This window comes from Streptomyces sp. NPDC004542, from assembly GCF_040610035.1.
In the GTDB taxonomy this organism is placed as follows: domain Bacteria; phylum Actinomycetota; class Actinomycetes; order Streptomycetales; family Streptomycetaceae; genus Streptomyces.
Genome location: NZ_JBEXLP010000026.1, coordinates 37,569 through 52,500, shown reverse-complemented (window position 1 = coordinate 52,500; position 14,932 = coordinate 37,569). Strand labels below are relative to the sequence as shown.

Annotated in this window: 15 protein-coding genes; 8 read left to right on the top strand and 7 right to left on the bottom strand. The window is 72.4% G+C overall.

Annotated features, from left to right (window positions below):
• Positions 1-90 precede the first annotated feature (90 nt).
• From ABZX30_RS17000 to ABZX30_RS16980, 5 genes are all read right to left on the bottom strand, one after another.
• On the bottom strand, positions 91-954 hold the full coding sequence (locus ABZX30_RS17000; protein WP_355934171.1) for a phosphatidylinositol-specific phospholipase C/glycerophosphodiester phosphodiesterase family protein: 864 nt from the start codon (positions 952-954) through the stop codon (positions 91-93).
• 174 nt (positions 955-1,128) lie between these two features.
• Positions 1,129-2,229, bottom strand: a complete 1,101-nt coding sequence (locus ABZX30_RS16995; RefSeq protein ID WP_355934169.1) for an acyl-CoA dehydrogenase family protein — start codon at positions 2,227-2,229, stop codon at positions 1,129-1,131.
• The gene (locus ABZX30_RS16990) at positions 2,226-3,407 is read right to left on the bottom strand and encodes an acyl-CoA dehydrogenase family protein (RefSeq protein WP_355934167.1); all 1,182 of its coding nucleotides are present in this window, start codon (positions 3,405-3,407) and stop codon (positions 2,226-2,228) included. Before ABZX30_RS16990 ends, ABZX30_RS16995 begins: the two co-directional genes overlap by 4 nt.
• Positions 3,404-4,381, bottom strand: a complete 978-nt coding sequence (locus ABZX30_RS16985; RefSeq protein WP_355934165.1) for an NADPH:quinone oxidoreductase family protein — start codon at positions 4,379-4,381, stop codon at positions 3,404-3,406. The genes ABZX30_RS16990 and ABZX30_RS16985 overlap by 4 nt, the downstream gene beginning before the upstream one ends.
• Before the next feature lie 86 nt (positions 4,382-4,467).
• Entirely contained in the window at positions 4,468-5,040 is a 573-nt protein-coding gene (locus ABZX30_RS16980) for an XRE family transcriptional regulator (RefSeq protein ID WP_355934163.1), read from the bottom strand.
• Positions 5,041-5,215: 175 nt separating this feature from the next.
• Here ABZX30_RS16980 and ABZX30_RS16975 point away from each other — a divergent pair, with 175 nt between their 5' ends.
• The 6 genes from ABZX30_RS16975 to ABZX30_RS16950 all read left to right on the top strand — a co-directional run bounded on the left by ABZX30_RS16975 (position 5,216) and on the right by ABZX30_RS16950 (position 10,813).
• A complete protein-coding gene (locus ABZX30_RS16975; RefSeq protein WP_355934162.1) occupies positions 5,216-6,763 on the top strand; it encodes an ATP-dependent DNA ligase in 1,548 nt (515 codons plus the stop codon).
• A complete protein-coding gene (locus ABZX30_RS16970; protein ID WP_355934160.1) occupies positions 6,760-7,239 on the top strand; it encodes an NUDIX domain-containing protein in 480 nt (159 codons plus the stop codon). Before ABZX30_RS16975 ends, ABZX30_RS16970 begins: the two co-directional genes overlap by 4 nt.
• Before the next feature lie 102 nt (positions 7,240-7,341).
• Entirely contained in the window at positions 7,342-8,727 is a 1,386-nt protein-coding gene (locus ABZX30_RS16965) for an NADP-dependent succinic semialdehyde dehydrogenase (RefSeq protein WP_355934158.1), read from the top strand.
• 25 nt (positions 8,728-8,752) lie between these two features.
• Entirely contained in the window at positions 8,753-8,989 is a 237-nt protein-coding gene (locus ABZX30_RS16960; RefSeq protein WP_132854892.1) for a DUF6213 family protein, read from the top strand.
• Between the two features lie 92 nt (positions 8,990-9,081).
• On the top strand, positions 9,082-10,194 hold the full coding sequence (locus ABZX30_RS16955; RefSeq protein ID WP_355934230.1) for a type III polyketide synthase: 1,113 nt from the start codon (positions 9,082-9,084) through the stop codon (positions 10,192-10,194).
• Positions 10,195-10,291: 97 nt separating this feature from the next.
• Positions 10,292-10,813, top strand: coding sequence for a cupin domain-containing protein (locus ABZX30_RS16950; protein ID WP_355934156.1), 522 nt, complete (start codon positions 10,292-10,294; stop codon positions 10,811-10,813).
• 116 nt (positions 10,814-10,929) lie between these two features.
• Here the strand turns inward: ABZX30_RS16950 and ABZX30_RS16945 are convergent, their stop codons facing one another.
• On the bottom strand, positions 10,930-12,156 hold the full coding sequence (locus ABZX30_RS16945; RefSeq protein WP_355934154.1) for an acyl-CoA dehydrogenase family protein: 1,227 nt from the start codon (positions 12,154-12,156) through the stop codon (positions 10,930-10,932).
• A 169-nt stretch (positions 12,157-12,325) separates the two neighbouring features.
• Here ABZX30_RS16945 and ABZX30_RS16940 point away from each other — a divergent pair, with 169 nt between their 5' ends.
• Entirely contained in the window at positions 12,326-12,970 is a 645-nt protein-coding gene (locus ABZX30_RS16940) for a TetR family transcriptional regulator (protein ID WP_355934152.1), read from the top strand.
• 26 nt (positions 12,971-12,996) lie between these two features.
• Here ABZX30_RS16940 and def read toward each other — a convergent pair whose 3' ends face one another.
• A complete protein-coding gene (gene def / locus ABZX30_RS16935; RefSeq protein WP_355934150.1) occupies positions 12,997-13,536 on the bottom strand; it encodes a peptide deformylase in 540 nt (179 codons plus the stop codon).
• A gap of 150 nt (positions 13,537-13,686) precedes the next feature.
• Here def and ABZX30_RS16930 point away from each other — a divergent pair, with 150 nt between their 5' ends.
• The gene (locus ABZX30_RS16930; protein WP_355934149.1) at positions 13,687-14,925 is read left to right on the top strand and encodes a MurT ligase domain-containing protein; all 1,239 of its coding nucleotides are present in this window, start codon (positions 13,687-13,689) and stop codon (positions 14,923-14,925) included.
• Positions 14,926-14,932: the final 7 nt, after the last annotated feature.

Here is a 14,932-nt window from a genome sequence, read left to right as displayed (position 1 = left end):
CGCCACATCCATTTCGCGGCGTCCGCCCGCAAGTGTGGCGTAGCGGAGGGTTTGTCCTGTGAGCCGACATGTCCCCCGTTCGTGTGATGTTCAGGAGTGAGGGCGGGCGTCCAGGAACGCCTCCAGCCCGGCGAGGTCGTCGGTGTTGACGTAGTCGACGCCGGCGGCGAGCAGTTCCGCCCACAGTGCGTCCCGCGCCGGACCGGCCGTGTCGGGGGTGGCCCAGAACCGGACCCGCTGCCCGTGCGCGTGTGCGTCGGCGACGATGCTCCGCAGCTTGTGCCGCTCGGCGTCGGGGAAGGGGCCGTCGCCCGCCCAGCTGAAGTTGAGCGTCCAGTTGTCACTGATCAGCGGGATGAGGGAAGCGGGCGCCGCGGTGCCCAGATCGGTGAGCCGGCCGTCGTAGAAGGCCCGGCGCACGGTCTGCGCCTCCATGGGGGTACGGGCCGCCCGGTCACCGGAGATCACGGCCGTCACGGGCCCGGGGTGGACGCGTCCGTGGGCGTAGGCGGTGAACAGGTGCCGGTAGCGCCGGAGGTGGCGGTCGAGTTCGAGGTACGTCGAGGAGCCCTCGGTCTTGATGTCGATGAGCAGCTGCAGCGGCCCGCGCCATCCGCGGTAGACGGAGCCGTGGTGGGCCGCCACCCGGGCGGCCAGCGGGTCGAGGTAGAGGGACTCGAGGGTGCGGGACGGGTCGAGCTCGGTGGCGTCGTGGCCGACGAGCAGGTGGCCGCCGACGAGGAAGATGTCGGCCTCGACACTGCCGAAGCGGTGGTCGAGGGCGTCGAAGAGGGGGCGGGGGTGCGCGTAGTCGTTGTGGGCGTGGGCGCGCCACAGCGGGCGCGGACCGTGCTTCCGCCGCGCCGCCGACGCCTGCGCGCCGGGCGGTGCGAGCGAACCCGCGAGGGCGGCGCCAAGGGTGGTGAGGGCTCTGCGACGGGTGATGAGGGCCATGCCGTGCCTCCCGGTGAGGGCCGTGGGGGAACGCAGTGAGTATGCGGTCCGCGAGCTCCCAAAGGTCCCGCCAGTGACAGGAGTTGGCCGGACTGCCGCCGGGTGTTCACCGCTTGCGCGCAGGCACACATTGAAGAGCCCGCCCCGTTCGGGGCGGGCTCTTGCCGGTGGGGGTCAGGGAGCCCGCAGGTCGGCCAGTTCGGCGACCGCGGCGCGGTGGGCGCCCGCGGTGCCGTAGGCGATCGAGTCGGCCTTGGCGCGCTTCAGATACAGATGGACGGGGTGCTCCCAGGTCATGCCGATACCGGCGTGCAGCTGCAGCGCCTCCTCGGCGGCGTGCACGGCGACCGGTGCCGCGTACGCCTGGGCCACGGCCACCGCCACCCCGGCGTCCTGGCCTCTCGCCAGCGCGTCGGCCGCGTTGCGGGCGGCGGCGCGGAGGTTGACGACCTCCAGCCACAGCTGGGCGAGCCGGTGCTTGAGCGCCTGGAAGCCGCCGACCGGCCGGTTGAACTGCTTGCGCTCCTTGAGGTAGCGCACGGTCTCGGTCAGCAGCCATTCCGCGAGGCCGAGTTGCTCGGAGGCGAGCAGCCCGGCAGCGGCGTGCAGGGCACGGCGTACGGCGGGTTCGGCGTCGCCGAGACGGCGGCCGGGGGCACCGGTGAGGGTGACGGTGGCGAGGGGGCGGGTGAGGTCGAAGGAGACCTGCGGGGTGACGGTCACCGTGTCCGTGTCCGCCACGGAGACCGCGTACAGGCCGCCGTCCTCGGCGGGCACGAGCAGCACATCGGCGGCCGCCGCGTCGGCGATCCCGGTCAGCTCCCCGCGCAGAGTGCCCTCTTCGACGCGTACGGTCGTGAAGGCGGCGCCGGGAGCGGTGTGCAGCCCGACGGCCAGCGCGCCGATGGTCCGGCCGGACGCCAGCCTGCCGAGCAGTTCCCCGTCGGCACAGGCCAGCAGCGCCTCCGTGGCGACCACGGCGCTGGTGAGGTACGGCACGGGAGCGACCACGCGCCCCAACTCCTCGAGCACGACGGCCACTTCACGGTGCGTGGCGCCCTGGCCGCCCTGCGCCTCGGGCACCAGCAGGCCCGCGAGGCCCATACGATCGGCGAGCGCCTTCCAGGCGGCCAGGTCGTGCGGCGCGTCCGACTCGGTGCGGGCGATCACGCCCGGCGCGTCGCAGTGGTCGGCGAGCAGGTCCCGTACGACCGCCCTGAGCGCCTCTTCCTCCTCCGAGTACAGCAGGTCCGGCTCGGTGCGCCGTGTGGTCATCGGGCGAGGTCCTTCCAGGCGACGTCCTTGTCGGTGCGCGGCTCGGCGGGCAGGCCCAGGACGCGCTCGGCGACGATGTTCAGCAGGACCTCGCTGGTCCCGCCCTCGATGCTGTTGCCCTTGGCGCGGAGGTAGCGGTAGCCGGCGTCGCGGCCGGTGAAGTCCACCAGCTCGGGGCGGCGCATGGTCCAGTCGTCGTACAACAGGCCCTCTTCGCCCCGGAGTTCGACCTCCAGGCCGCTGATCTCCTGGTTGAGGCGGGCGAAGGCGAGCTTCATGCCGGCGCCCTCGGGGCCGGGCTGGCCGGCGACGAGCTGCTGGCGCAGGCGTTCGGCGGTGAGACGGGCGACCTCGGACTCCACCCACAGCGTGAGCAGCCGCTGGTGGAGGTCGTGGGTGCGCAGTCCGGGGCGTTCGCGCCAGGTCTTCGAGACCGGGCCGATCATGCCGCCCTCGCGGGGCAGCCGCATACCGCCGATGGCGACGCGTTCGTTGTTCAGGGTGGTCTGCGCGACGCGCCAGCCGTCGCCGGTCCCGCCGAGGCGCCGGGAGTCGGGGATGCGGACGTCGGTGAGGAAGACCTCGTTGAACTCGGCCTCGCCGGTGATCTGCCGCAGCGGGCGGACGTCGACACCGGGATCGGTCATGTCGCAGAGGAAGTAGGTGATGCCCGCGTGCTTGGGCACGGCCGGGTCGGTGCGGGCGATGAGGATGGCCCAGCGGGCATGGTGCGCGCCGGAGGTCCACACCTTCTGCCCGTTGACCACCCAGTGGTCGCCCTCCCGGACGGCCCGGGTCCCGAGGGCCGCGAGGTCGGAGCCGGCGCCGGGTTCGCTGAACAGCTGGCACCACACCTCCTCGCCGGTCCACAGGGGCCGCAGAAAACGCCGCTTCTGCTCCTCGGTGCCGTACCTGAGGATCGTCGGGGCGGCCATGCCGAGCCCGATGCCGTTGCGGCGCGGGTCGTTGTCGGGGGCTCCGGCCGCCTCCAGCTCGGTGTCCACGACGGCCTGGAGGGAGCGCGGGGCACCGAGGCCGCCGAGCCCCTCCGGGTAGTGCACCCAGGCCAGTCCCGCGTCGAAGCGGGCCTTGAGGAAGTCCAGGCGGCCGGTGGTGGCGGGCGGGTGGGCGGCCAGCAGCTCCTCCGTGCGGCGCCTGAGTCCGGCTGCGTCGGTCATGCCGCGGCTCCGTTCTCCAGGGCCGGCACGACGGCGACCCGGCCGGTGGTGGCCCCGTCGCCGACCCGCTGCACGGCCGCCGCCGCCTCGCCCAGCGGCACCCGCTCGCTCACCAGCGGCCTGATCGCGCCCCGGGCGGCCAGCTCGGTGAGCCGCTCGTGGCAGTGCTGGACGAGCTTCGGGTTCTTGGTGTTGTACAGGCCCCAGTGCAGGCCGAGGATCGAGTAGTTCTTCACCAGGGCGTGGTTGAGCCCGGGGCTGGGGATGGTGCCGCCCGCGAAGCCGACCACCACGATCCGGCCCTCGAACGCGACGACCTTGGTGGACCAGGTGTAGGCGTCGCCGCCGACCGGGTCGTAGATCACGTCGGCGCCCCGCCCGCCGGTGGCCTCCTTGACCGCCGCGACGACGTCCTCGGCACGCCGGTCGATCACGACGTCGCAGCCCAGCTCGCGGGCGACGGCCGCCTTGGCGGCGCCGCCCACGACACCGATGACGGTGGCGCCGGCCGCCTTGCCGAGCTGCACGGCCGCGCTGCCGACCCCTCCCGCGGCGGCGTGGACGAGCAGCGTCTCGCCGGCCTCGAGCCCGGCCCGGCGGTGCAGGCCGAACCAGCCGGTCTGGTAGCCGATGTGCAAAGCGGCGGCCTCGGCGTCGTCCAGCGACCCGGGGGCGGGCAGCAGGGCGGCGGAGTCGGCGACGGCGTACTCGGCGAAGCCGCCGTGCGGCAGCACCGGGTTGGCGATCACCCGCCGCCCGTCCTCGGTCTCGCCGCAGATCTCCACGCCCGGGGTGAACGGCAGCGGCGGGCGGACCTGGTACTGGCCGCGGGCCATGAGCACGTCCGGGAAGTTGATGTTGGCGGCGCGCACCTTCAGCAGGACCTGGCCGTCGCCGGGCGTGGGCCGCTCCACTTCGGCCAGCCGCATCACCTCGCTCGGCTCGCCGTTCTCGTGCACTTGCCATGCCTGCATGCGGGTGCCTCCACGCGACTGCTTCGTCCGACGGGGTCGACTGCATACTAAGCGGTCGCTTGCCGATCGGGGAACAGGCGCGTGCGTCACGCCCGCCGGGGGCGCGCCCGTACGTGCATCCGCTCCCCCTGCGGCCCGAACAGGCTGAGGAACTCCGCCGGGCCGTCCCCCGTCGACCCGAACCAGTGCGGCACCCGGGTGTCGAACTCGGCGGCCTCCCCGGCCGTGAGCACCACGTCGTGCTCGCCCAGCACCAGCCGCAGCCGTCCGGACAGCACGTACAGCCACTCGTAGCCCTCGTGGGTGCGCGGGTCCGGGGCCTGCTTCCGCCGCGGTTCCAGGACCTTGTACGCCTGGAGCCCGCCGGGCTGCCTGGTCAGCGGCCAGTGCGTCCGCCCGTGCCGCACGATCGGCTCGGCCCGCACCCGCGGGTCCCCTACCGGCGGCGCGCCGACCAGCTCGTCCAGCGGCACCTGGTGGGCCTGGGCGATCGGCAGCAGCAGCTCGAGGCTGGGCTTGCGCAGGCCGGACTCCAGGCGGGAGAGGGTGCTGACGGAGATCCCGGTCGACTCGGAGAGCGCGGCCAGGGTCACCTCCCGCTCCTTGCGGATGCGCCGGAGCCTCGGGCCCACCTCGGCCAGTACGTCATGGGTCGTCATGACCGTCATTGCAGAACCGGCAACCAGGTTTGTCAATATGGCACATGGAGCGTGACCGTCTCCCCGTGTCGTCCACAGTCCGCCGGCCCGGAGGCGGAGTGGGGGTGGTCGCGCACGTGGGGGTGGTCGCGCACGTGGGGGTGTGGTCACGGCGGGCCCGTAGCACCATGGCTGCATGCTGCTGTCCCGGCTCGCCCAGGTGTCCCGCGAGGTCGCCGCCACGTCGGCGCGGTCCCGGAAGACCGCGCTGCTCGCGGAGCTGTTCCGGCAGGCGGAGGCGGACGAGGTGCCGATCGTCATCCCGTACCTCGCGGGACGGCTGCCGCAGGGGCGGCTCGGGGTCGGCTGGAAGGTCCTCTCGCGCCCCGTCCGGCCCGCCGCCGAGCCGTCCCTCACCGTGGCCGGGACGGACGCCCGGCTCACCGAGCTCGGCAAGGTCTCCGGGCCCGGTTCGCAGGCGGAACGGACGCGGCTGGTCGGTGAGCTGATGGGCGCGGCCACCGAGGACGAGCAGCGCTTCCTGCTCGGGCTGATCACCGGCGAGGTGCGGCAGGGCGCCCTGGACGCGGTCGCCGTGGAGGGGCTGGCGGCGGCGACCGGCGCGGACGCGGCGGACGTACGGCGGGCGGTGATGCTGGCCGGTTCCCTGCAGACGGTCGCCGCGGCGCTGCTCGGCGAGGGGCCCGGGGCGCTGGACCGCTTCCGGCTGACCGTCGGCCGGCCGGTGCTGCCGATGCTGGCGCACAGCGCTTCGTCGGTCGCCGAGGCGGTCGGGAAGCTCGGCGCCTGCGCGGTGGAGGAGAAGCTGGACGGCATCCGCGTGCAGGTGCACCGGGACGGGCCCACCGTACGGGTGGTCACCCGCACCCTCGACGACATCACCGACCGGCTGCCCGAAGTGACCTCGGCCGTTGCGGAGCTGGCCGGCGAGCGGTTCATCCTGGACGGCGAGGTGATCTCCTTCGACGCGGCCGGGCGGCCCCGTTCCTTCCAGGAGACGGCGGGGCGGGTCGGCTCACGCGTGGACGTGGCGAAGGCCGCCGGGGAGGTGCCCGTCTCCCCCGTGTTCTTCGACGCGCTCGCGGTCGACGGCCGCGACCTGCTCGACCTGCCGTTCGCCGAGCGGCACGCGGAGCTGGCCCGGCTGGTGCCCGGGCCGATGCGGGTGCGCAGGACGCTGGTGTCCGGACCGGAGAACCCATGGGACATGGCCGAGGCGGAACGGTTCCTCGCCGACACCCTCGCCCGCGGCCACGAGGGCGTGGTCGTCAAGGCCCTCGACGCCGCCTACAGCGCGGGCCGGCGCGGCGCGGCCTGGCTGAAGGTCAAGCCCGTGCACACGCTCGACCTGGTCGTCCTGGCCGCCGAGTGGGGCCACGGCCGCCGCACCGGGAAGCTGTCCAACCTGCACCTCGGCGCCCGGACCCGGGACGGCGGCTTCGCCATGCTCGGCAAGACCTTCAAGGGCATGACCGACGCGGTGCTCACCTGGCAGACCGAGCGGCTGGCCGCACTGGCGGTCCGGGAGCACGGCTGGGGGGTGACCGTACGCCCCGAACTCGTTGTGGAGATCGCCTACGACGGCCTGCAGCGCTCCTCCCGTTACCCGGCCGGCGTCACCCTCCGTTTCGCCCGTGTCGTCCGCTACCGTGCCGACAAACGTCCCGAGCAGGCGGACACCGTCGAGACGGTGCTGGCCGCGCACCCGGAGGTGAGGCCGTGAGCCCGACCGCGCCCAGGCGCAGCGCCGGACTGCTGCTGTTCCGGCACACCGACGACGGCCTCGAGGTGTTGCTCGGTCATATGGGCGGCCCCTACTTCAGCAAGAAGGACGCCGGTGCCTGGACCGTGCCCAAGGGCGAGTACGGGCCCGGCGAGGCCGCCTGGGACGCGGCGCGCCGGGAGTTCCGGGAGGAGCTGGGCCTGCCGCCGCCCGACGGGGAGGCCGTCGCGCTGGGCGAGGTCCGACAGAGCGGCGGCAAGACCGTCACGGCCTGGGCGGTCGAGGCCGACCTGGACCCGGAGACGATCGAACCCGGCACCTTCACCATGGAGTGGCCGCCGCGGTCGGGCCGCGTCCAGGAGTTCCCCGAGCTGGACCGCGTGCGGTGGTTCGGCGTGGACCGGGCCCGTGCGGTGATCGTCACAGCCCAGGCCGCGTTTCTGGACCGGCTGGCGGAGCACTCGAACCACAGGTGAGCCACCCCGCGGCTCACCTGGACGGACACGTCCGCTCCGCGTTGCGGCGCCGACCGCCGCGCGGGAAGGTCGTATCAAGCCCCGCTCCGAGGGAGGCCAGCCATGCCCATCGCGACGGTGAACCCGGCGAACGGCGAGACGCTCAAGACGTACGAGGCCATGGACGAGGAAGAACTGGAGCGCCGGCTCCAGCTCGCCGAGGCCACGTTCCGCAGCTACCGGACGACCACGTTCGCCGAGCGTGCCCGGCTGCTCCACCGGGCCGCCGACCTGCTCGACGAGGATCAGGACGAGATCGCCCGGGTGATGACCACCGAGATGGGCAAGCCGGTCAAGCAGGCGCGGGCGGAGGCCGCGAAGTGCGCCAAGGCCATGCGCTGGTACGCCGAGCGCGCCGAGGGGCTGCTGGCCGACGAGGAGCCCGCCGAGTCGGACGTACGGGATTCCGGCGCGTCCCGGGTACGGGTGCGGTACCGCCCGCTGGGCCCCGTCCTCGCGGTGATGCCCTGGAACTTCCCGCTGTGGCAGGTGGTCCGGTTCGCCGCGCCCGCGCTGATGGCGGGCAACGTGGGGCTGCTCAAGCACGCCTCCAACGTCCCCCAGACCGCCCTGTACCTGGAGGACCTGCTGCACCGGGCGGGCTTCACGCCAGGCTGCTTCCAGACGCTGCTGATCGGCTCGGCGGCGGTGGACGACATCCTGCGCGACGACCGGGTGAAGGCCGCCACCCTGACGGGCAGCGAGCCGGCCGGGCGGGCGGTCGCCTCCACCGCCGGGGAGATGATCAAGAAGACGGTGCTGGAGCTGGGCGGCAGCGACCCGTACATCGTCATGCCCTCCGCCGACCTCGACCGGGCGGCCCGGATCGCGGTGACCGCGCGGACGCAGAACAACGGGCAGTCGTGCATCGCCGCCAAACGGTTCATCGTGCACTCCGACGTCTACGACGCCTTCGCCGAGAAGTTCGTCGCGGGCATGCGGGCGCTGAAGGTCGGCGACCCGCTGGAGGAGGACACGGACATCGGGCCGCTCGCCAGTGAGCGGGGGCGGGCCGACCTGGAGGAGCTGGTCGACGACGCCAGGCGCTCCGGAGCCGAGGTGCTGTGCGGCGGGGAGCGGCCGGACGGGCCGGGCTGGTTCTACCCGCCGACCGTGCTCGCCGGGATCACCCGGGAGATGCGCATCCACCGTGAGGAGGCGTTCGGGCCGGTCGCCGGGCTCTACCGGGCCGGGGACCTGGACGAGGCGGTCCTGATCGCCAACGACTCGCCCTTCGGGCTCAGTTCGAACGTCTGGACGCGGGAGGAGGGGGAGGTCGAGCGGTTCACGCGGGACCTCGAGGCCGGGTCGGTGTTCGTGAACGGTATGACGGCGTCCCACCCGGCGATCCCGTTCGGGGGTGTGAAGAGGTCCGGGTACGGGCGTGAGCTGTCCGGGCAAGGAATCCGGGAGTTCTGCAACATCACGACCGTTTGGCACGGTGCGTGACGGTCGCACGACTACCATCCCGTCTGTGAACCGCGAAGTGACTCTGCCTCTGATCGTCGACGACCGCGGGACCTTGCAGGTGGCTGCCTCCGAAGTGAGCAAGCTGTTGCGGACGGTCGGTGGGCGGTGGCTGCGCCTTGTCGAGGCCGGTGAAGACGGCCTCGACGAGGACACCGTGGCCGCGCTGACCATCGAGCTGGCGAAGCTGGCCGACCGGATCGACGTCGCGTGCATCGCCCACAGCAGCGGGGGTGCGCCGTAGGACGGGCGTTCACCGGTCTGGAGTAGTCCGACGCGAGATCGTCGCTCTCCCGGGTGATCGTGGATGGACCACCCCCTGAGGTGAACCACCTTCTGACCGGCGGGTGCGAGCCCGCCGGACGGCGAAAGCAGGCACGGTTCATGGCGACTTTGTGCAGACCCTCGGTGTCGGTTCCGGAGCACGTGATCACGATGGAGGAGACGCTGGAGCTGGCGCGCTCCCGCCACGCGGACCACCCACAGCTGCCGCTGGCTCTCCGGCTGATCGAGAACACGGGCGTGAAGACCCGGCACATCGTGCAGCCGATCGAGGAGACCCTGAAGCACCCGGGCTTCGAGGAGCGCAACAAGCTCTACGAGGCCGAGGCCAAGGCCCGGGTCCCCGCGGTGATCCAGCGCGCGCTCGACGACGCGGAGCTGCTCACCAGCGACATCGACGTGATCGTCTTCGTCTCGTGCACGGGCTTCATGATGCCCTCGCTCACCGCGTGGCTGATCAACGAGATGGACTTCGACAGCACCACCCGGCAGATGCCCATAGCCCAGCTGGGCTGTGCCGCCGGCGGCGCCGCGATCAACCGGGCGCACGACTTCTGCACGGCCTACCCCGAGACCAACGCGCTGATCGTGGCGTGCGAGTTCTGCTCGCTCTGCTACCAGCCCACCGACCTCGGCGTCGGCTCGCTGCTCTCCAACGGCCTGTTCGGCGACGGCATCGCCGCCGCCGTGGTCCGCGGCCGGGGCGGCACCGGTGTGGAGCTCGAACGCAACGGCTCGTACCTCATCCCGAAGACCGAGGACTGGATCATGTACGACGTCCGGGCCACCGGCTTCCACTTCCTGCTGGACAAGCGGGTGCCGGCCACGATGGAGCCGCTCGCCCCGGCGCTGCAGGCCCTGGCAGGCCGGCACGGCTGGGACGCGGCCGACCTGGACTTCTACATCGTCCACGCGGGCGGCCCCCGAATACTCGACGACCTCAGCAAGTTCCTGGAGGTCGACCCGCACGCGTTCCGCTTCAGCCGGGCCACGCTCACCGAGTACGGCAACATCGCCAGCGCCGTGGTGCTGGACGCCCTGCGCCGGCTGTTCGACGAGGGCGGTGCCGAGCACCGGGCTCGCGGGCTGCTGGCCGGGTTCGGTCCCGGTATCACCGCGGAGATGACGCTGGGCCGCTGGAGCGTCCCGGACGAGGACACGGCATGAGGCTCGCCGCCGCGCCGGGTCGACCGCCCCCCGGGAAGGGGGGCGCTGATCCGGCGACCGGAGGTCTTCCCGGTGAGCCGGGGAAGGTGAGGAACCGATGACGGCGACCGAGGGGCTGCTCGTGCCGCCCGGCCACGGCCGGGTGGTGCAGACGCCGGCCCAGCGCGTGACCTTCAAGGTGACCGGCACCCACTCGCGGATGGCGTCCACCTTCGAGGTGGAGGTCCCGCCGGGCTTCGACGTGGGTGCCCATGTGCACACCCGCAGCGAGGAGCTGTTCTACGTGCTGGACGGCGAGCTGGACGTGCTCGCCTTCGAGCCGCGCATCCGGACCCCCGACAACTGGCAGAAGTGGGAGTCGAGTTCGGGCAACCGGGTGGTCCGGGCGACCCCGGGCACGGTCATCGTCGTACCGCCGGGGTGCCCGCACGCGTTCGCGAACCCGACGGAGTCACCGGCGCGGATGTTCTTCCAGGCCTCCCCGCCCCCGGACCACGAGCGCTACTTCGAGGAGCTGCTCGAGATCCTCGGGGACGGGGGGCCGCCGGACCACGAGGCGATCGAGGCGCTGCGCAAGCGCTACGACATCGAACAGCTCACCCCGCTGCGGCACCGGTGAGCCACGGGGCCGAGGGCCCCTCGTCCGGATCACGCCGGGCTCACGGAGCCTGATCCGGACGAGGGGCCCCGGACCCTGAAGGGCGTGGGAGGTGCCCCCACCGGCCACGACAGGTCCTAGCGGATCGGCATCCCCGCGAGCGTCCGGGCGATCACCAGGCGCTGGATCTCGCTCGTCCCTTCGAAGATGGTGTAGATCGCGGCGTCGCGGTGCATGCGCTCCACCGGGTACTCACGGGTGTAGCCGTTGCCGCCGAGGATCTGTATCGCCTGGGCGGTGACCTTCTTCGCGGTCTCGCTGGCGAACAGCTTCGACATGGAGCCCTCGGCCGCGGTGAACTGCTTGCCGTTGACCGCCATCCAGGACGCCCGCCAGACGAGGAGCCGGGCGGCGTCGATCTGCGTCCGCATGTCCGCGAGCTGGAAGGCGACGCCCTGGTTGTCGATGATCGGGCGGCCGAACTGCTCGCGGGTCTTCGCGTAGTCGAGGGCGACCTCGTACGCGGCCCGGGCGGTGCCCACCGCCATCGCGCCCACCGCCGGACGCGAGGCCTCGAAGGTGGCCATCGCCGCGTTCTTCACGCGCTCACCGCCCGCCTTGGCCTTCTCCCGGGCACGGGCGAGCCGCTCGTCCAGCTTCTCCTTGCCGCCGAGCAGGCAGGAGCCGGGGACGCGCACGTTGTCCAGGATCACCTCGGCGGTGTGGGAGGCGCGGATGCCGTGCTTCTTGAACTTCTGGCCCTGCGCGAGCCCCGGCGTCCCCGGCGGGACGATGAAGGAGGCGTGGCCCTTGGAGCCCAGCTCCGGGTCGACGACGGCGACGACGACGTGGACGTTGGCGATGCCGCCGTTGGTCGCCCAGGTCTTGGTGCCGTTGATCACCCACTCGTCCTTGGCCTCGTCGTACACCGCGCGGGTGCGCATGGAGGCCACGTCGGAGCCGGCGTCGGGCTCGGAGGAGCAGAAGGCGGCCACCTTCACGTCGCTCGCGTCGCCGTACATCTGGGGGATCCAGGTGCCGATCTGCTCGTCGGTCCCGTTGGCGAGAACGCCCACGGCGGCCAGGCCGGTGCCCACAATGGACAGGGCGATGCCCGCGTCACCCCAGAACAGTTCCTCCATGGCCATCGGGATGCCGAGCCCGGTGGGGTCGAAGTACTGCTGCGCGTAGAAGTCGAGGGAGTAGATGCCGACCTTCGCGGCCTCCTGGATGACCGGCCAGGGAGTCTCCTCACGCTCGTCCCATTCGGCGGCCGCGGGCCGGATGACGTCGGCGGCGAAGCCGTGCAGCCAGTCCCGGACCTCCTTCTGTTCGTCGTTGAGCTCCATGGTGAACTCGGCCATGTCCCCTCCAGCGGCGGCAGTACGTGTTACTAGCGGTAACACAAGTCTGTTACTCGTCAGTAGGAAAAGTCAACTCCGGACGGCACCTCGGCATCCCGTTCGATGTCAGGGGCATCGTCAGTGTTAGTTTGCGCAGGCGTGACCGAATCAGCACGGGTGGGGAGAGCACATGGACACCACACAGCGGACCGATCAGCAGCGGTCCGCCGACCGCCGACGGCGCGAGCTGCTGGAGGCCGCCGACCGGGTGGTGCTCCGCGACGGCCCACAGGCCTCGATGAACGCGATCGCCGCGGAGGCGGGCATCACCAAGCCCATCCTGTACCGCCACTTCGGCGACAAGGGCGGCCTTTACGCGGCCCTGGCCAAGCGGCACACGGACGCCCTGCTCGATTCGCTGCGGGCCGCGCTGGACGCGCCCGCCGAACGGCGGGAGCGGGTGGAGGCCACGCTGGACACCTACCTCGCCGCGATCGAGGCCCGGCCCCAGGTGTACCGCTTCCTGATGCACCCGTCGGAGGGCGGTCAGGGCGGCGACCAGGGCTTCGACGTCGGCAAGCACTCGGCTCCGCTGCTCAGGCGGATGGGCGAGGAACTGGCCCAGGTGATCGAGGAGCGGCTGGACCTGGGCCCGGGCAGCCAGCAGCTGGCCCGGGTGTGGGGCCACGGGATCGTCGGGATGATGCACGCGGCGGGTGACTGGTGGCTGGGCGAACGCCCCTGCAACCGTGCGGAGTTGGTGCGCAGCCTGGCCGACCTGCTGTGGGGGCGCCTGGCGGCGGCGGGGGACAAGGTGGGCGGTCCGCGGTTCTGAGGCCCCCGCACCCGTCGGCGCACCCGTCACCGCTCCCACGACGCCCGCGCCACCTGCCGCATCAGCCTGCGGTGACGCCGGCCCGTCAGGTGGTCCGCGTACAGCCTGCCCTCCAGGTGATCGCACTCGTGCTGGAGGCACCTGGCGAAGAACCCCGTGCCGTGCACCGTGACCGGCTCCCCGGTCACGGTGCGTCCCTCGACGACCGCGTGGTCGAACCGCTCCGTCCCCGCCTCCAGCCCCGGCAGGGACAGGCAGCCCTCCGGGCCCCGGACCACCACACCGTCCGCCTCCACCATCCGCGGGTTCACCACATGTCCCAGGTGGCGCACCTCGTCGTCGTCCGGGCAGTCGTAGACGAAGACGCGCAGCGGCACCCCGATCTGATTCGCGGCCAGGCCCACCCCCTGCGCCGCGTACATGGTGGCGAACAGGTCCTCCACCAGGGCCGCCAGCTCGGGACCGAAGTCGGTGACCTCGGCGCATCGTTCGCGCAGCACCGCGTCGCCGAGCAGGGTGAGGGGCCGGACCCGCCCGCGGGCGCCCGGGATGAAACCGTGTCGCATGGCCGCAAGGGTACGGTTCCTTCGGCCCACGACCGCCGCGCAGACGTGGGCCGCGGTTCGGGCATGTGAGTGGATCTCGATAGGCTGATGCCCCACCACGTTGCCGGTTGACTTGAGGCGCGGCGCGTACGCAAGGAGGATCGAGATCTGATGGCAGGCAACTCGGACCCGCTCACGCCGCGGGCCAAGCTGGCCGTGACCGCGGGCAAGGCGGTCGCGGCGGCGTCGCGCGCCGCGGGACGCGGCAGCGGTTCGGTGATCGGCGGCAAGGTGGCGCTCAGACTCGACCCCGACCTCCTCGCCCGGCTCGCCCAGAACCTGGACGTCATCCTGGTGTCGGCGACCAACGGCAAGACCACCACCACCCGGCTCATCGCCGAGGCGCTGCGGGCCGCCGGCCCGGTGGTGTCCAACGCGCTCGGCGCCAACATGCCGGCCGGCATCACCTCGGCGCTGGCGGGCGGCTCGGACTCCAAGTTCGGCGTGATCGAGGTCGACGAGAAGTACCTGGCCGGTGTGGCCCGGGACACCGCCCCCAAGTGCATCGCCCTGCTCAACCTCTCCCGCGACCAGCTCGACCGCGCCGCCGAGACGCGGATGCTGGCCGAGAACTGGCGCGAGGGCCTGGCCGGGTCCAAGGCGGTCATCGTCGCCAACTGCGACGACCCGCTGGTGGTGTGGGCCGCCTCCTCCTCCCCCAACGTGATCTGGGTCGCCGCCGGGCAGATGTGGAAGGACGACGCCTGGTCCTGCCCGTCATGCGGCGGTGTGATGCAGCGGCCCGGCGACGACTGGTTCTGCGGCGAGTGCGGCTTCCGCCGTCCGACGCCGAGCTGGGCGCTGTCCGGGGACCACGTGCTCGACCCGCACGGCTCGGCCTGGCCGATCCACCTCCAGCTGCCGGGCCGCGCCAACAAGGCCAACGCCACCTCCTCCGCGGCCGTCGCCGCCGTCTTCGGGGTGCCGCCGCAGGTCGCCCTGGAGCGGATGTACCAGGTGCAGGCGGTCGCCGGACGGTACGACGTCGTGCAGTTCCAGGGCCGTGACCTGCGCCTGCTGCTGGCGAAGAACCCGGCCGGCTGGCTGGAGACGTTCTCGCTCATCGACCCGCCGCCCGCCCCGGTGATCCTGTCCGTGAACGCCCGCGGTGCCGACGGCACCGACACCTCCTGGCTGTGGGACGTCGACTACACGCGGCTGACCGGCCACCCGATCTTCGTCCTCGGCGACCGCAAGCTGGACCTCGCGGTGCGCCTGGAGGTCGCGAACCAGCACTTCCAGGTCTGCGAGAACCTGGAGCAGGCCGTGCAGATGTGCCCGCCGGGCCGGGTCGAGGTCATCGCGAACTACACCGCGTTCCAGGACCTGCGGCGCCGTGTCGGCAACTGACCGCATC

Coding starts and splice junctions, on each gene's coding strand:
- ABZX30_RS17000 (WP_355934171.1), bottom strand. CDS start 954: ATGGCCCTCATCACCCGTCGCAGAGCCCTCACCACCCTTGGCGCCGCC.
- ABZX30_RS16995 (WP_355934169.1), bottom strand. CDS start 2,229: ATGACCACACGGCGCACCGAGCCGGACCTGCTGTACTCGGAGGAGGAA.
- ABZX30_RS16990 (WP_355934167.1), bottom strand. CDS start 3,407: ATGACCGACGCAGCCGGACTCAGGCGCCGCACGGAGGAGCTGCTGGCC.
- ABZX30_RS16985 (WP_355934165.1), bottom strand. CDS start 4,381: ATGCAGGCATGGCAAGTGCACGAGAACGGCGAGCCGAGCGAGGTGATG.
- ABZX30_RS16980 (WP_355934163.1), bottom strand. CDS start 5,040: ATGACGACCCATGACGTACTGGCCGAGGTGGGCCCGAGGCTCCGGCGC.
- ABZX30_RS16975 (WP_355934162.1), top strand. CDS start 5,216: ATGCTGCTGTCCCGGCTCGCCCAGGTGTCCCGCGAGGTCGCCGCCACG.
- ABZX30_RS16965 (WP_355934158.1), top strand. CDS start 7,342: ATGCCCATCGCGACGGTGAACCCGGCGAACGGCGAGACGCTCAAGACG.
- ABZX30_RS16950 (WP_355934156.1), top strand. CDS start 10,292: ATGACGGCGACCGAGGGGCTGCTCGTGCCGCCCGGCCACGGCCGGGTG.
- ABZX30_RS16945 (WP_355934154.1), bottom strand. CDS start 12,156: ATGGCCGAGTTCACCATGGAGCTCAACGACGAACAGAAGGAGGTCCGG.
- ABZX30_RS16940 (WP_355934152.1), top strand. CDS start 12,326: ATGGACACCACACAGCGGACCGATCAGCAGCGGTCCGCCGACCGCCGA.
- def (WP_355934150.1), bottom strand. CDS start 13,536: ATGCGACACGGTTTCATCCCGGGCGCCCGCGGGCGGGTCCGGCCCCTC.
- ABZX30_RS16930 (WP_355934149.1), top strand. CDS start 13,687: ATGGCAGGCAACTCGGACCCGCTCACGCCGCGGGCCAAGCTGGCCGTG.